11 protein-coding genes are annotated in these 15,981 nt (G+C 59.5%); 1 reads left to right on the top strand and 10 read right to left on the bottom strand.

From position 1 onward, the window contains the following. Window positions 1–11: 11 nt before the first annotated feature. The 6 genes from BLQ12_RS04905 to BLQ12_RS04880 all read right to left on the bottom strand — a co-directional run bounded on the left by BLQ12_RS04905 (window position 12) and on the right by BLQ12_RS04880 (window position 8,784). Entirely contained in the window at window positions 12–3,221 is a 3,210-nt protein-coding gene (locus tag BLQ12_RS04905) for a non-ribosomal peptide synthetase (protein ID WP_092208836.1), read from the bottom strand. A gap of 14 nt (window positions 3,222–3,235) precedes the next feature. Further along, window positions 3,236–3,574 carry an acyl carrier protein gene (locus BLQ12_RS04900; RefSeq protein WP_139163848.1) on the bottom strand — a complete coding sequence of 113 codons (339 nt, stop codon included), beginning with the start codon at window positions 3,572–3,574 and terminating at the stop codon, window positions 3,236–3,238. A gap of 2 nt (window positions 3,575–3,576) precedes the next feature. Next, window positions 3,577–4,662 carry an adenine nucleotide alpha hydrolase family protein gene (locus tag BLQ12_RS04895; RefSeq protein WP_092208834.1) on the bottom strand — a complete coding sequence of 362 codons (1,086 nt, stop codon included), beginning with the start codon at window positions 4,660–4,662 and terminating at the stop codon, window positions 3,577–3,579. Window positions 4,663–4,758: 96 nt separating this feature from the next. Beyond that, window positions 4,759–6,732: an asparagine synthase (glutamine-hydrolyzing) gene (gene asnB, locus BLQ12_RS04890; protein WP_175469507.1), complete on the bottom strand. Its 1,974-nt coding sequence runs from the start codon at window positions 6,730–6,732 to the stop codon at window positions 4,759–4,761. Window positions 6,733–6,838: 106 nt separating this feature from the next. Then, the gene (locus BLQ12_RS04885; protein WP_139163847.1) at window positions 6,839–7,516 is read right to left on the bottom strand and encodes a YdcF family protein; all 678 of its coding nucleotides are present in this window, start codon (window positions 7,514–7,516) and stop codon (window positions 6,839–6,841) included. A gap of 404 nt (window positions 7,517–7,920) precedes the next feature. Continuing rightward, entirely contained in the window at window positions 7,921–8,784 is an 864-nt protein-coding gene (locus tag BLQ12_RS04880; protein WP_175469506.1) for an ExeA family protein, read from the bottom strand. 502 nt (window positions 8,785–9,286) lie between these two features. On the opposite strand from BLQ12_RS04880, the gene BLQ12_RS04875 reads away from it, so the two are divergent. Next, a complete protein-coding gene (locus BLQ12_RS04875; RefSeq protein ID WP_139163846.1) occupies window positions 9,287–9,676 on the top strand; it encodes a hypothetical protein in 390 nt (129 codons plus the stop codon). A 144-nt stretch (window positions 9,677–9,820) separates the two neighbouring features. Here BLQ12_RS04875 and BLQ12_RS04870 read toward each other — a convergent pair whose 3' ends face one another. The 4 genes from BLQ12_RS04870 to BLQ12_RS04855 form a co-directional block, all read right to left on the bottom strand. Then, a complete protein-coding gene (locus BLQ12_RS04870) occupies window positions 9,821–10,951 on the bottom strand; it encodes a glycosyltransferase family 2 protein (RefSeq protein ID WP_092208824.1) in 1,131 nt (376 codons plus the stop codon). Beyond that, window positions 10,948–12,063: a glycosyltransferase family 4 protein gene (locus tag BLQ12_RS04865; RefSeq protein ID WP_092208822.1), complete on the bottom strand. Its 1,116-nt coding sequence runs from the start codon at window positions 12,061–12,063 to the stop codon at window positions 10,948–10,950. Before BLQ12_RS04865 ends, BLQ12_RS04870 begins: the two co-directional genes overlap by 4 nt. Before the next feature lie 296 nt (window positions 12,064–12,359). Next, window positions 12,360–13,286 (bottom strand): glycosyltransferase family 2 protein, encoded by a 927-nt coding sequence (locus BLQ12_RS04860; protein WP_092208820.1) that lies wholly within the window; start codon window positions 13,284–13,286, stop codon window positions 12,360–12,362. Window positions 13,287–13,446: 160 nt separating this feature from the next. Further along, the gene (locus BLQ12_RS04855) at window positions 13,447–15,948 is read right to left on the bottom strand and encodes a right-handed parallel beta-helix repeat-containing protein (RefSeq protein WP_139163845.1); all 2,502 of its coding nucleotides are present in this window, start codon (window positions 15,946–15,948) and stop codon (window positions 13,447–13,449) included. Window positions 15,949–15,981: the final 33 nt, after the last annotated feature.

Raw genomic sequence — 15,981 nt, 5'->3', positions numbered from 1 at the left:
CGTCGCCTTTGTCAGGGCGACCGCCTGCGACGGGCAATGGCCCGCTTCTTCTGTGAGGCGCGGTCCGTGATCTTGGTCTGCGCCACAGCCGGTTGTGCCGAGTCCCCGGAGAGGTACTGGGCAAAGGCGGCAATGGTGGGGTACTGAAACAGCGCCACGACGGGCACCTTGCGCTTCAACGCCTCCCCCACCCGTCCCACCACCCGCACCCCCAGAAGGGAGTTGCCCCCCAACTCGAAAAAGCTGTCCCCGGTGCCGATGGTGTCCACCTTCAGCACCTGGCCCCAGATCTCGGAAAGGAGCTTTTCAAGGTCGTTTTGCGGGGCCGTAAACGCCTGAGTTGTCTGGGGCCGACGGGTCTCCGGCACCGGAAGTCCTTTGCGGTCCACCTTGCCGTTGGGGGTCAGGGGCAGGGAGGCAATGGGCATGAAAATGGAAGGAATCATGTAGTCGGGAAGGTTCCGGGCAAGATGCTTTCGCAGGTCGGAGGCAAGGGTTTGGCCCCCGTTGGTGTGGGTAAGATACGCCACGAGCCGCGCATCCCCGGGCTCGAACTCATACACCGACACAATGGCCTGGGAGACGACAGGGTGGGTGGCAAGCGCCGTCTCCACCTCTTCGGCCTCAATCCTGAACCCGTTTATCTTCAACTGGAAATCCGCCCGGCCCAACACCTCGATGGTGCCGTCGGCACGGTAGCGGGCAAGGTCCCCCGTGTTGTACATTCGGGCCTCGGGGTCTTTGGCAAAGGGATCGGGAACAAACATCTCCCCGGTCAGCTCGGGCTGGTGCAGGTACCCCCTGGCCACCCCGGCCCCACCGATAAAAAGGGTCCCGGAGACCCCCGTGGGGACCGGTTGCATCCCGGAATCCAGAATGTAGATCCGGGTGTTGTCGATGGGACGCCCCACAGACACCTTGGCCTCCCCTGCCGTGACCCGGGAGCAGGTGGACCAGACCGTTGTCTCGGTGGGGCCGTACATGTTCCATACCCGTGAAGACCGGTCCGTAAGGGCAGTGGCCAGATCCGAGGACATGGCCTCTCCGCCGCAGAGGACGTTCAGGTCGTCGCCCCCCTGCCACCCGGCGGCGATAAGAAGTCGCCAGGTCACGGGGGTGGCCTGGAGCAGGGTCACCCCATGCCGGGCAAGGGCTTCCAGGAGCAACCGGCCGTCGGCCACGGCCTCCCTGGGGGCGATAACCACCCGTGCCCCCACAATCAGCGGCAGGTAGAGTTCCAACACGGTAATGTCAAAGGAGAGGGTCGTCACGGCCAGCACCACGTCCTCTGCGGTCAGGCCGGGCCGCTTGGCCATGCTGGACAGAAAATTGACCACGGCGTCGTGATGGACCGCCACGCCCTTGGGGCGCCCCGTGGACCCCGAGGTGTAGATCACATAGGCCAGATCCTCGGGCGAAACCGCGATATCCGGGTTCTCTGCGGATTGCCCGGCCATGGCCCCCCGGTCCGTGTCCATGAATACCTGACGGGCCGTGCACGAGGAAAGATCGTCCTTGAGGCTCTCCTGGGTCAGCACCACGGGCGCCTCGGTGTGGGAGAGCATGTATTGCAGCCTCTCCCTGGGAAAGGCCGGATCCAGGGGGACATAGGCCGCACCGCTCTTCATCACCCCCACAAGGGCCACGAGCATGTCCAGGGAGCGTTCCAGGTGAACCCCCACAAGGTCCCCGGGCTTCACGCCCCGGGCCCCAAGGTATCGGGCCAGCTGGTTGGCCTGGCGGTTCAGCTCACCGTACGTGAGGGACGCCCCTTCATAAACGGCGGCCACCGCATGGGGACCGGCATCCACCTGGGCCTCGATGAGCCTGTGGATCACCGTACCCCGGGACGCCGGCGCCTCGGTTTGGTTCCACTCCACGCACAGGGTCTCTTTTTCCCGTTCGGACACCACGGGGATGCTGGAGATGGGTCGGTCCCCGTCCCGGAGGATCTCCCGAAGAAGCGTCCGGTAGTTCTCCGAAACCTGCCGTACCATGGCCTCATCAAAGAGCTCCGAGTTGTATTCAAAGTACCCCCTGATGCCATCGTCCCCTTCCCAGAAGGTGAAAAAAAGGTCGAGCTGAGCCCCTCCGCTGTGCACGGCCAGGGGTTCCACGTCAAGGCCCTCAAGGCGCATCCCCACCGGCGGGTCAAGTGTGAACCCGGCCTGGAACAAGGGGTTGTGGTTGACCTCCTTCCGGGGTTCCACGGTGTGAGCCAAAAGGCGATAGGGTGCCTCCTGGTGCCTGTGTGCGCCCAGCATGGCCTGCCGAACCTCCCCGAGGAGTTCGGGAAAACTGGTCTCTCCGGACACGGTCACAGCCAGGGGAAGGATGTTGACAAAACACCCCAGGGTATCTTTGTACCGGGCCTTGCGGCGATTGGTCAGGGGCACGCCGATGGTGAGCTGGGGGTTGCCCCCGTAGCGGAAAAGCAAGGCGGCGTAAGCGGCGAGAAGGGTCAGAAAAATCGTGACGCTGCGATCACGGCTGAGCTGCTTCAACTCGCCCACAAAGGAGGGTTCCAGGTGAAAAAACACGGCCTCGCCTTCAAGGGAGACAAGCTCCGGCCGTTTTTTTTCCATGGGCAGGTCAAGGAAATCGGTGCGGCCCTTGAGATGCTCCTTCCAGTACAGGAGCATGGACCGGCACTCGTCCCCGGCCAGCCAGTCCCTCTGCCACCTTGAAAACTCGGCGTAGGGAACCGTGGAAGGCGGCTGAAGGGCCGGGCGCTGACTCACCGCCGCCCCGTAAAGGGCGGAGAGTTCCTCGGTGAACAACTCCTTTGTCCGAAGATCGGTAATGATATGGTGCATGACAATGAGAAACAGGTGCTCGCTCTCCCCTGTTCGAAAAAGACGGAAACGGATCAGGGGAAGTTCAGACAGGGAAAAGGGCCGCCGCAACTCTTCCCGGACACACCGGTTCACCTCCTCCTCCCCTTCGGGCACATCGCAGGCCAGGGGAAGGGTCAGGCTGGGCGCCACACGCTGCACCAGGTCCCCCCGGTCCATGGCAAAGCGGGTCCGCAGAATCTGATGACGCCCCAGCATGTCGTTGAGGCTTTTTTCAAGGCTGTCGCGATCCAAGGATCCCCTGATGCGAAAAAGAAGGGGGATGTTGTACGCAGGGCTCTCCGGATGAAGCTGGTTCAAGAGCCAGAACTGTTCCTGAATGGCCGAAGCCGGATAGCTCGCGGCCTCGCTGCTGAAGGTCGTCATGATTCCTCCCGGGGTTATGTTACGGCACGGATTGGGATGTCGGTGTCGGTCTGCCTGTGGATGTAATCCACGATCTTCAGGACCGAGCCGAAGTTGTCTCGGTTCATGTCGTCGTCGGCCACCTCCATGTCAAAGGCGGACTCCATGAAAGTGACGATCTCGACCAGGCCGAAGGAGTCGATGATCCCCTCGTCGATCATGGACAGGTCCAGCTTGATGTCGCTGCGTTCCACCATGAAGTTCCGTGTGATGAACTCCAGCAGCGCCTCCTGGATCTCCTTTTTTCGAAACGCGATCGTGTTGTCCCCGTCAAAGCCCTTGCCGGGCTGATCCCCTGTGTTCACTGGTTCCATGGTCATGTCCCCCCCATCGCTTCCAGGCCCCCGGAACAGGCCTCCTGCCTCCGGGGCTCAAGGGAATCGATGTCGTTGGCTGTCATGCCGAGTTGGCTCATCACCGATTGATACTGATCAACCGGCTGGTCGAAAATCTTTTCAAGGGCCTCGTCCCTTGTCATCAGCCCTTTTCGAATAAGATGACTGAGTTCCAGCTCATAGGGGCTGTATCCGTATTTCACCTGATGGATGTGGTTGTTAAATGTGTTCAGACGGCAATTGGAAGAGCAGCCGTCCACATCCCCGGGCCGTTCCCAGCCCAGGGGCTCGATGGCGCGGACGATCTCCGCCTCGGTGATGTCCTCCAGGCAGAGAAGGTTCATGGTGTGCGGGTAGGAGGTCACCGTCTCAATAAGGGACTCCCGGATCCCGTAATAGGCATCCGCCTCATCCCCGACGTGACTCCTGAGGTTGGCCATGGCGGTTTCCCGGCTCTGTTGGAGAAACCGGTAGTTGGTCTTGTACATCACCCCGTTGGCGGGAATCTGACCGAGGGTAAACCCCGCCAGGATAAAGGGAATCCCACGTTCAAGGGCCATGGTCTGGGCGGTGATGTTCACAAGGGAGATGCAGGCGTGGCATCCGGAAGAGATGCGCAAAAGAGCCCGGTCGCCGAAGATATCATTGAGGGCGCTGGCCTTGATGACGGACCGGAAAAAGGGCGCCGACGGCCTCACCGTAATCTGGTCCACGCCCAGGCCGTCCACCACCCGGTTGATGTTGTCCAGGGCCCCCGAGGACAAAAACCCGTTGTCCAGGGTGAAGGAGAGCACCCTCAACCCGTATTTTTTCACTGCCAGCATCAGGGTATAGGTGCTGTCCTTGCCCCCGCTGTAGCACATCAGCGCATCGTACCGGCCTTGACCCCGGTTGCGGCTGATCATTGCCTCGATCTTCTCCTTTGCGCGGGCAATGGCCTCCGCGTCCGAGGTCACCTGCAACTTGTCCCTGCAAAAATTGCAGACCCCCTCTTCGTTGAACTTGATCCCGGGAAAAGCGGCCGAAAGCACGCAGCTCACGCAGCGTCCCGATTCATGATCCGTCATATGGCAGCCCTCTTTTTTTACTTACGGTTGGCAATCACGTGCCATGGGCCGGGGACACTCCCCGATCACGGGCCCCGGTCAAGGAGGTCACCTTCCTTACCGGTCGTCGATCCTCACGGTCATCGCCGCAGGATCCAGTGGGTCTTTTTTGGGGTTCCTGGCCCAGTGATGGGTCATCTGGCACGACAGGATAAAGGTGATGAGCATGTTGTCCCGGTAGCCAACCTCGGCGGGCATCCCCCGGTTGAATTTTGCCACCAGCCTCCCCACCATGGTCTCGTCAAAGACTCCGTACTCCCTGACCACATCCTCCGAGAGAAAATGGGCCGCCTGCTCGGACAGGCCGCCCCCATGGAAAAACGATTTCAGATCCGGGGCCGTGTAGGGCTTTTTGGGACGGTTGATGATGGCATCCGGCAGATGGTGCCCGTAGGTTTTTCCCAAAAGGTACTTCTGGGAAAATCCCCGGAGTTTGAACCTGTCCTTGAAATAGAAGAGGGCCTCCACCACCCGGTGGTCCAGGAAGGGATAACGCCCCTCCACCCCATGGGCCAGGGACATCCGATCTCCCTGGGACGAGAGCAGGTACCCTGAGAGCAGGGTCTTCATCTCCATGAACTGGTTCTTCTGAAGAAGGGTCCAGGTGGAAAAGTTATCGGGGACCACCTGCCTTGCCGTCTCGATGAGGCGGTCCTTTTCAAAGGTCAGCGGGTAGTCCTTGTGAAAGTAGTTGGAGAGGATCCGGTTGTTGCCGGCCCGAATGTTGAGACCGGACAATTCGTTGTCGTACTCCTTTAAAAACCCTTCGTAGTACATCTTCATCAACCCGTACTGCCTGGGATTGCTGTAGTGCCGAAGGTGGGGGTAGAGCTTTTTGATCAACAGGGGCCGCATCTTGGAGGCGGGATCCCGGCCCCAGAATTCCAGGAGTTTCAGCTCTTTGAAGGAGTCGTACCCGCAGAGGATCTCATCGGCCCCCTCCCCGGTGAGCACCACCTTGATCCCGTTCTCCCGGACCTTTTCGGAGAGCATGAACAGGGGTACCCCGGCCGTTCGGAACACGGGGCGTTCAAAATGGTACACGGCATCGAGGAAATGCTCGTCGATATGCCTGTAGCCCACCTCAAGGGCCAGGTGATCGGAATTGATGCGGGAGACCATCTCCTTTTGAAAAAAGGACTCGTCAAATTCGGCGTCTTCAAAGGCCACGGAAAAGGTCTTGAACCGGTCGCGATTCCACAGGGAGGTCAGGTGGGTTATGACGGAGGAGTCGATGCCCCCGCTCAGGTAGGCCCCCACCGGGACATCGCTCCTGAGCCTCAGCCGCACCGAGTCCAGGAGCAATTCCTCCAAAGCCTCCCCGGCCTCCTCAAGGGTTGCCGGGGACACCCCGCAGGACTCGCCGATCTCATAGTAGCGATGGACCGACGCACGCCCCTGTGTGGTGAACCGTTCATAGGTCCCGGCCGAAACACTCCGGATCTTATTGTAGACGGTGCTGTCGCCCATGGTGTTCCACAGCAGGGCATGCTCGAAAAGCGCCTGCATGTCCATGGTCCGCCGGTACCCTGAAAGGGTATCAAAGGCCTTGATCTCCGATGAGAAATACCACCCCCCCTCGTGCTCCAGGACATACAGGGGCCGAATCCCGTAGCGATCCCGCGCCACCACCAGCTCCTTTTCCCGCCGATCCCAGATCAGCATGGCAAACTGGCCGTTAAAAAGGGAAAAGGCCTCGGCGCCGTATACCTCAAAGGCCTTCAGGGCCACCTCCGTGTCGCTTGTGGTGGAAAAAACAACCCCTTTTTTTTCGAGGTCCCCGCGAAGTTCGATGTGGTTGTAGATCTCCCCGTTGTAAGAGATCACGTACCGATCACTCATCATGGGCTGGTGGCCGCCCTGAAGGTCCACAATGGAGAGGCGGGTGTGGCCCAGGGCCATCTCCACGCCGCAATAGATGCCCCACCCGTCAGGCCCCCGGTGGTTCAAGGTGGAGACCATCGAGCAGATGGCCCTCTCCCGTGACGACCCGTCCAGGCCACCGGCCAATATTCCTGCAACGCCGCACATAGGCATGGTTCCTTGCATTGTCGGCCGTACCCGCCCTTCCCCTGCCGGATCGGGCACCGGTACGGTGTCGTGTTTTGGTTGTGGATCACATCCGTGCCCCCGCGGCCTACCCGCGCAGCAGGAACAGGCTGTAAACCCGAAGCTTTACGTGTTCCATCAGGAGTTCCCGGAGGTAGGCCTTGTCATCGGAGCCCCCCACAAGGATGGAGACCCCCTGCCCTTGGAAAAAGTAGGCAAAGGACTGCCGCACGCGCTTTGTGTGGTGTGGTGAGGTGACCAGCACCAGGCTCTTTTGGTTCCGCTTCGCAAGGAGCAACGCCACCGCCTCGGCTTCGGAGTAGGTCCCCCAGAACCCCTCCATGACAGGGACGGCCTCCGTGTCGGAGACAGGAACGCCCAGGTCGACAAGCTGCCTCACCACCCAGGCGTCGCGGCTGATCACGCGACCCAGCCCCCAGTCCCTCACCGTGTCGCCGTCTCGATGAAAGTAGAGAATTTTTTTCGAGACACCCTGGTGGTACAACGCGGCGGCCCGCTTCAGATGGGACCGGGTGCTTCTCACCCCCCCGCCAAGGACATAGATAACGTCCGCCGTTCCACGAATGGGGGAATCCATGTCAACGAGCTCCCGCCTGAGGGCGTCCCTCAACCCCGCTTTAAGTGGGGAAGCCCCCCAGGCCAGAACAGCCGCACCGAAGGCAACGAGGAGAAGACCGAGGACCCAGGTCCTGGCGGTGGTTCCTGCGGGAGCCTGCCCCCCTGTTGTTGCTTTTGGCCTGCGCACGATAAGCGATCCGCCACCCGGCGACGACGCCGGTGGACTGCCTTGGAAGGATGATGTGGTGTATACAATGAGAAAACCAACGATTTCAGCATGAAACTGAGGGACAATGTGGGATGCGGGCAAGGGGCTCAGCAAAGACAGTCAGGATATCGAGGGGACGGGGAGGGTCGGGGCCTCATTTCAACGGCCGTGTGTGGCCTTTTTTAAGTAAAACGGGCCAACGGCAACATCGGTGGACGGAGTCGTCGAAAGCCGATTCGCTACCCGTTTTCAGCCAGGATTCATCCCTTTCGGGTTGGCACAAACCCATGATGAAAAAGCAGGTAGACGTGTGTCACATTCGATTTATAACAGGTTAAAAATTAAGTATATTATAGCACAAGAACTCAATACATCAAGACAATTCAACCCGCCGGTTCCCGGGGGTCGTCCCGGGTTGCCTTGGCGGCTTTTTTCCTGGGAATCGTGATTCCGGGGAGCTTTCGGCCCGCATCCCTGACCGTTTGTTTTTCCAGGCGCGTCACCCCTTTGGAAAAGCCCACCACCATGGTCATGTCGCAAAGCAGGTTGATCATCCTTGGCGATCCCCCCGAATACTCGTGGATCTCCTTGATGGCGGCCTTGGTAAAGCAATTGACCTCGGCCCCGGCCTTCTTCAGCCGCGAGGCGATGTACCGGTATGTCTCCTCCAGCCCCAGGGGCTCGATGCTGTAACTCAGGGTAATGCGCTGGCGAAGGGCCCGGAACTTCTGCTTGCCGATGGCGTCAAGGAACTCCGCCTGGCCCACAAAGAAAATATTGAGGAGCTTGACGCCGTTGCGCTCCATGTTGGAGAGCATGCGCACGTCGTCCAGCAGTTTTTCGCTCATCCTCTGGGCTTCATCAATGATAAGCAGGACAATCTTTCGCCTGTTGAAGCTCTCATGAAGAAAGGCTCCGAAGGCGGTGATAAACTGGCCTTTGGACGAGAAAGACGCATCCATCTTGAACCCACGGGCCATGAACCTGTAAAAGTCCATGACGCCCACCCCGGGATCGGGGATGGTCGTGTGGATGATATCGCCGGAGAGATCTTTGACAAGGGCCTTGATGAGGGTGGTTTTCCCCGCGCCCACATCACCGGTCAGCAAAAGGATCCCCTTGTTCTCAAGTACCCCGTACCGCAGCATGGCATAGGCTTCTTGGTGCTTCTCACCGAGCCAGAGAAATTCCGGGTCCGCCGTGATTTCAAAGGGCCTGGTTTTCAGGTTGTAATGCTTCACGTACATGGCTGCACTCCTTGGCCTGGAGACCATACGTCATGGACACAGCCCCGGGGAGGGGCCGACAAGCAACGCAACGTTCAGGTGCAGGGCCCGGTCTGCGCAGCCCCCCGTACCGACACGTGGCCACGGGCCAATCACCATGGGGAAAAGCCCGGTCCGTCCGTTTTTTTCCGGCGGCCGCCTCCCCCTGTTACCCGGGCAAATTGTGTAATGTGTTACACACCGACACACCAAATTGTGTAATAAAACTCTCACCCCTCCCCCCCGGAGAAGCGGCACCAGACAGCACCAAAGGTGAACACACTGTATTTACAAACCATCCATTGTCGGCGATTCACCCTCGGACCCTGGCATCATTCATGCATTAGTTCACACTAAGCTGCAACCTCTCTCTCATCCACCCCATGACTGGATCGCACTCGCCCCTTCCGGGCTGCGAATCCAACATATTCCATATTTCTTCTCCATATCGCCTCATCATTCACACCTCTATCCTGGAGAAATAATGAAATACCGTTTGAGTCCCTGGCTATTGGCGTTTTTTGCCATGTTTTTGGCAAGCGAAACTGTCTTTGCCGCACCGCACATAATGATCAAATCCATGGAGGCCTCTAAGGCCGGTTACGCAGCCCATCACACCCTGGTTGCTTCCACCGCCACAGGCCTCACTTCTTCCAACCCCACGCGCGTCGCCACCGCCCTGGACGGGCAGGGCACGCACATGGCCCTGAGCCAGGATGTGCAACCGGTCAATGCGGGTCTGAGCGTCCCGGCCGCTGCCAAGGTCGATGTGACGCCGGTGTATGACCCCGCCTCCCTCTTTTTGCTGGGCATAAGTCTTTTGGGCCTTGCAGGCATCTGCCGGCGAAGGCTTGAAGCAAAAAGAACCCATTGACAAGGGCGCCCTGCAAGGGGCCTGCACATGAAAAAAGGAGAATGGCAACCCATTCTCCTTTTTTCATGCAAACCGGCACAGGCTCCCCGCCCCGCGTCCCCATGTCCTCCTTAAAATGAAGCACCCCACCCTTTTACGGGGCCCCTACCGCTCCGAGGAAGTCCACATCACGATGCGGTGGCCGCTCCAGTAAAGTTTCCAGGCAAGGGCAATGGCAATGTTTACGGTGACAAAATAGCCGGGAATGCGCAGCACGGAATGGGCAAAGGGCACCTTGCGAACGTACTCGGCAGCGGCGATGCCGTAAAAAACCGCCTGGCAGACAAACAACAGGCAGAAAAAAAACGATGAGAGCGCCAGCACAAGGTTTGCCCCAAAGACGATCACGAGAAAAAACGGCACCAGCCACCGGCAGAGCTTGTGTCCCAGCAGCTGGTAGGCAAAAAGACCGAACCTGAAGGGGTTTAAAAACCGTCTGCTCTCAAAGAACACGGTGAGACCCCGGACAACGGTCCTGACCTTCCGTTCCAACTCCTTGTCCGGGTCTGCGATGTCCTTGTAATACCCCAGCACCTTGGGATCGCTCACCCCCCGGTAGCCCATTTCCACGGCGGACAGCAGCATCCGGAAGTCGCTTTGCATCTCACCGGAGAAATCACGGCACACCTCTTTTCTGGCGGCAAAAAAAGAGCCGCTGAGCCCCACCACCGAGTGAACCTCCGACTCCACCCTGCGCACCCACATCTCATACCGGACATACACCCCTTCCCCGCACGGCTTGCCGTCCCGTGTCAGGAGCCTGTCTTCGCTGGACACACACCCCACCGAAGGGTCGGCAAAGTTGGCCACAATGACTCGCACCCCATGGGGGTCCAGGGCGGTGGCCACATCCGAAAAGATCACGATATCGCCCCGGGCATGCCCCAGGGCCGCCTTCTGGGCCTTTTCCTTGCCGCTGCGCCCCGCCATCTGGATAAAATCGACCCCCCGCCCTTCAAATTCCCCCACAATATCGGCGGTACCGTCCGTGGAGCCGTCCGAGGCCACGATGACCTGAAATTTTTCCCCGGGGTAATCAAGAGCAAGGGTATCCTCAAGCTTTTGCCGTATCCTCTTCTCTTCGTTGTAGGCCGCGATGATAAAGGTCACCGAAGGAAGAATGGACATTTTGCGGACCGAAGCATGCCGCGGCCGCATCAGCTTCAGGGAAAGGGGGTAGCCGAAATAGGCGAAGAAAATCATGAACACGGACCCCACGAACAACCATGCACTCATCGTTCCCCCTCGGGCGATGCCAGCAGCCCCTCATACAATTGGTAGTAACGATCCGCCATTGCCGCTGCGGAAAACCGGTCCCGCACAGTGACGGCGGCCTGTTCGGCCACCTGCCTGCGCAGCTGGCTGCTCTCGCACAACGGCGCAAGGCACCGGGCAAAATCCTCGGGATGTCGTGTGGGCATCAGGTACCCGTCCGTGCCGTGGGTGATGATCTCACCGATCCCCCCGACGTCGGGGGCCACCACAGGCACCCCGGCGGCCATGGCCTCCAGGATGCTCATGGGAATGCCCTCGTGGACCGAGGTGTTGAGGTAAATATCGATGGACCGATAAAAAGTGGGCATGTCCGAAACGTGCCCGGAAAAGAGAAAACAGCCCTGCAGCCCGCAGGCCTCGGCTTGTGCCTGGAGTTCTGCCCTCAAGGGGCCGTCACCTGCCAGCCTGAACCGCACGAATGGGAGCATTTGCCTCACCACCCGTGCCACATCGATCATCAAGGCAAAATCCTTCACCGGATAAAACCGGCCTGCGGAGCCGATGGTGACGGTCTGCCCCTCGGTTCGGGGAGGAAGGGTCCCGGAAAACGCGACCCCATTGTAAACCACACAGGCCTTTCCACCCGTCAGGCCGAAGCTCCGCGCCATGGTTTTCCGGAGATCGTCGGAGACACAGACATACCGTTGAAAACCGTACGTGAGTAAAAGGGTGTTCAATTTTGATGTACATCGCTTTGCCAATCCCGCATCCCGGGGGGAGGTCTCCGGCATCCCGTGCTGGGTAGACACCAGCCTCGGCCTTCGAAAGACCCCTCCGGCCAGAAAAGCGAGGATATTCTCCTTGTACCTGTGGGCGTGGACAATGTCCGGTGCCGTGGCCTTGAGGATCCCCCGCACCCTCACAAGAAGGGTGGCAAAGGAGAGCCTGGCTTCTGATACCACAAACACCCGGACCCCTTCCTGCTCAAGGCTTCGGGACAGCCTGCCCGGGTTCAGGGCGATGACCTGCACCGCCACCTTCCCCGAGGCGTGCAGGGTGCGGATCAGGTTCCAGGCCATGACCTCGGCACCGGCCCAGAGATCGTCGGACACGATATAACAGACGCGCATCATGGCCTGTCCGCCAAAGAATTGTAACTATTCAGCTCCAAAAATCAGCCTTCTATGGTTAAAGTCGGGTGAACGACAGGGGCATCAGAGTAAAAACCAAGGCAACTATTCAGCCTGCCTCCGGCGGGTCGCTTTTTTGAAAAAAAGCTCCGCAAAAAACGTTTCTAATGCACGCGAAAAAGTGAAAATTATTTCGGCAGAGCCTGGAAAGGCTTGCTTAAGACCTGTTTGTCAAACTTTTTAAAAGTTTGGCCCCCGGCAGGGCCGCCGGAGGCTTGGTTGAGCTGAATAGTTACCGTTTAAGAAAAGAAAAGCTCCTCGCCACCAGATACACCGAGTGGTAGAAAAAATTCGGCACCAGGGCTTTGGGGGAAATGAGGCCGAATTTGTTCACGGTCAGCACCGCGTTCAAGGCCATGGCCGTCCCCCCCCGCAGCCATGGCAGCAAACACGTGTCCCGTGGCCAGCAAAAGGAGGCTGAGGAACCACAACGCGCTGTGAACCACAGCCGCCATGGCCACCTTTGATTTCATGAACGCAGCCGGGGTCTGCATGTCCCCGGTGCCGTGCCAGAGCTCCCTTAAAAAAAAGGCTTTTACCGTTTTCGGGTACCCTTCGTGGTGGGTCTTGTACCCCGGGTTGATGCGGAGCTCCGCCCCCCCGGACCGGGCCCTGTCGCAAAAGTCCACGTCTTCTCCCGTGATCAGGTCCTCGCGAAACCCGCCCACGGCATCGAACACGGCCCGGGTTGTGATGATGTTTCCCCCGTTCAGGTAGGTTGCCGCCCGGTGTGTCCGACGAACCAGGCGGTCGAACCACACCTCCTCCAGGGCACTGGGTTCTTCGGAGAGGTCATACCGGGCGCCCGTCACCAGCAATGGCCCTGCCTCCAGCAGGGACAGATCCTGCCGCAACTGCTTTGCCCACTCGCAGGTGATCAACACATCGGCATCAAGAAAAACAAGAACCGGTGCGGAGGACGACAAGACCCCCAGGTTCCGCGCCCGCGAAATGGTGACCCGTTCGTCAAGGGTGACGAGGGTCACCCCGTCAAAGCCCTTGACGATGGCTTCGGTGCCGTCGGTGGAGCCGTTGTCCACCACCACCACTTCCCTTAAGAGGCCGCCGTCCAGCACATCGGACACACGCCGCAGGGTGGCGCCGATGAAGGCCTCTTCGTTGTAAGCAGGGATGATGACAGACAGAGATGGGGGATGTTGATCCATGGTATGCTTTTCGTTTATAAACGGTCAGATATTAGGGTGGTCGCTAAAAAAACGATGCCTCCGGCGGCGAGGTGAGCCACCTCGAAAGCTGGTTGCCAAAGGTTTGGCCGCCGGAGGCATCTTTGGGCCATGTTCTTTTACACGTTACGCACAGACCGGGTCAGTTGACCTCAAGGGGGCCGACCTCGCCGCCGCCCCAGGGGGCCTCAAGGGTCACAAACATCTTCCAGGGGGACCAGCCGGACAGGTTGCCGCCTTCATCCGCCTGCCTGACCCGCGCATAATAGGTGGTACACTGGGCAAGGGAAGACTGGCCCGCAAGGGTTCCACTGAAATCTCCTGCGCTGCTGTTCACCACCAGGGTGTTGCCCGTGCCGGTTACCCCCCCGGCCCACACGATGCCCGTCTCGGAGGCGGTGGTGCTCACCTGCCCTTCGAAGCCGCTCTGGGTGTGACCCGCATAGTCAAAGGCGGTTTTGTAAATGGCGGGGTTCACCGGCGAGCCAGCCATGCCGATACGCGAGGTGGCGATGACCAGGTTGTCCAGATACCGCTGCTGGGGCCGGGGGGATCCGCCGTTCCAGTAGTTGCCCAGGGAGATCATGTTGATGCCGTACTCCCGCCATGAGCCGATCCAGTTCAGGCCCGTCTGGTGGATCTCCAGCTCGCCGTCGATCCACAGGTCCTGTTCCCCGTCGCTGTTGCCCGATGAGTTGAGCTTGACCCGGGACTCAATGCAAATCCAGTGATCGGCGTTGTCCGTTTCATAGAGCTGCGTGGTCCCCGACACCGCCCCCAGCCAGGTCCCGTTGTTCTGGTCGTTGTAGGTGGTGGAGGTGACGGTGCTGCCTGAGACAAAGGTCTTGGGGTCCGTTCCCAGGGCCAGCTCATTGCCGTGCCACACGTGGGCGATCATGGCCTGACGCCAGTCCGAGGCGGAAAACACCGAGGCCCGGGTCAGCTTTTTCGCATTGCCCTGCCACCCCTTGGAGAGCTTGATGTAAAACCGCCAGTAGATTTCGTTGAAATCCTCTGAGCTGCGGCTCTTGGAACCCGCCGGATTTCGTCCGAAAAAGTAGGAGACCGACCCGGCGCTCACCTGGCCAGCCGAGAACCATTTGGCCACCAGGGACTTGGAGGATCCGCCGAAGCCCTGATCCGAAGTGATGGAAAGGGCGGTGTTGTCCCCGGCGTTGTAGTCTGAGTAGTCACTCGACAGAGACGAGGACTCAAAATCGTCCATGAAAATGGTGTCATCCCCGGCCACTTCCTGTGCCACTTCCAGGGAATCCACCCGGGGGACGGGCACATCCGTGGTGGGAGGATCCGGATCCGTGGGGTCCGTGGGATCATCGCCATCATCCTGGGGGCCCACCATGGGGATGTACGCCCCCATGCTTGCCGATTCCGCCGTGCCGTCCCCGTCCACATCCCGCCTGATGGCCATGTAGCCCGCGCTGGAATCGCTCAGGGCGAACCCATCAAGGGAGCTTGGCGAACTGCCCCCCACAAAATCAGAGGAGGTGGAACCGATGAGCTTGGAGTTGGCGCTGCCCCCGGTGTGGCTGCGCCAGGCATCCAGGGTGTAATTCACCCTGTTTTCAATAACGATGGTCCCAGTGGGATGCAGGTTCTCGTCCATCACGGAGTTGTGGGCCATGCTCTCATACCGGTGGATGGGGATATCCTTTACGAAGACGTTGCCCCTGATGTCGTTGTTCCGGGCTCCGTCCGCATCGTCGCTGAGCAGCAGCTGAGCCCCGAACACCGTGTTGTACCAGATCTTGTTGTTGTCCCCGCCGTCACCGCCGTTTTCGCTGTTCACCCGAAAGTTGGCATTGGTCACACCGATGACGTTGTCGTGGATGTAGGCATAGTTGGTGTTGGTCAAAATTGAATAGCGGTTGGCCGTGTCGTGGATGTAGTTGTAGGCAATCTCGACCTGGGGGGTGTTCACCAGGTTGGCATGCTTGTAAAAAATGCCGATGGGGGCATTGGAAAACTCGCAGTGGAGAATCCGGGCCCCGGGGGTCCGAAACAGGATCACCCCGGCGGTGTTCTGGTGAACGTCAAAACCGGGGCCCCTCACGGTGCAGTGCTGCATAAGGGCATTCTCGGCCCGCACCGACAACTTGACAAAGGCCACATTGTCCCCGCCGTCGGTCATCTCGGCCGTGCAGTGGGAGATGGTGAAATGGGTCGCCGTGGTGTTGTACCCCACATGGAAAAAGATGCCGCCTCCCCTGAAATTGATGCCCTTGACAACGTTGTAGTTCCGTTCGATATCAAAGACCTTGGCCGACCCCAGGGTGCTGACAAAGGTGACGTCTTCGGTCTCGTAATTCCGAAAGGTAATGGGACTGCCGGCGGTGCCGTCGTATCCGCTGCTTTTGGTATCGATCTCCGAGGAGATGGTGTAGGTTCCCCCCCGGAAATAGACGGTGTCTCCGGCCCGGGCGTTGAACCAGGCCTGCCGGGGCGAGGCCCATGGCTTGTCGATGGTGTTGCCGTCATAGGAGACGGAATCGCTTCCCCCGGGGGCCACATAAAGAGATTTGGCCCCACTGTCTGCGGCTCCCACGCCCCAGAAAAACAGCATCGCCCACATGACCATGCGGCACCTGATCGCCGCGCCCCTTGTCTTTGTCCTTGCGTCCATCATTTTCCTCCACATTTTTCGGCTTGCATCGCCCCT

It is taken from the genome of Desulfoluna spongiiphila (assembly GCF_900101345.1).
GTDB lineage: Bacteria > Desulfobacterota > Desulfobacteria > Desulfobacterales > Desulfolunaceae > Desulfoluna > Desulfoluna spongiiphila.
Note: the sequence above shows the minus strand (reverse complement) of the source record. Positions and strands in the feature narration are given on the sequence as shown.

What these genes read in the sequence shown, in the direction of transcription:
- BLQ12_RS04905 (WP_092208836.1), bottom strand. Translation starts at nt 3,221, where the DNA reads ATGACGACCTTCAGCAGCGAGGCCGCGAGCTATCCGGCTTCGGCCATT.
- BLQ12_RS04900 (WP_139163848.1), bottom strand. Translation starts at nt 3,574, where the DNA reads ATGGAACCAGTGAACACAGGGGATCAGCCCGGCAAGGGCTTTGACGGG.
- BLQ12_RS04895 (WP_092208834.1), bottom strand. Translation starts at nt 4,662, where the DNA reads ATGACGGATCATGAATCGGGACGCTGCGTGAGCTGCGTGCTTTCGGCC.
- asnB (WP_175469507.1), bottom strand. Translation starts at nt 6,732, where the DNA reads ATGTGCGGCGTTGCAGGAATATTGGCCGGTGGCCTGGACGGGTCGTCA.
- BLQ12_RS04880 (WP_175469506.1), bottom strand. Translation starts at nt 8,784, where the DNA reads ATGTACGTGAAGCATTACAACCTGAAAACCAGGCCCTTTGAAATCACG.
- BLQ12_RS04875 (WP_139163846.1), top strand. Translation starts at nt 9,287, where the DNA reads ATGAAATACCGTTTGAGTCCCTGGCTATTGGCGTTTTTTGCCATGTTT.
- BLQ12_RS04870 (WP_092208824.1), bottom strand. Translation starts at nt 10,951, where the DNA reads ATGAGTGCATGGTTGTTCGTGGGGTCCGTGTTCATGATTTTCTTCGCC.
- BLQ12_RS04865 (WP_092208822.1), bottom strand. Translation starts at nt 12,063, where the DNA reads ATGATGCGCGTCTGTTATATCGTGTCCGACGATCTCTGGGCCGGTGCC.
- BLQ12_RS04860 (WP_092208820.1), bottom strand. Translation starts at nt 13,286, where the DNA reads ATGGATCAACATCCCCCATCTCTGTCTGTCATCATCCCTGCTTACAAC.
- BLQ12_RS04855 (WP_139163845.1), bottom strand. Translation starts at nt 15,948, where the DNA reads ATGATGGACGCAAGGACAAAGACAAGGGGCGCGGCGATCAGGTGCCGC.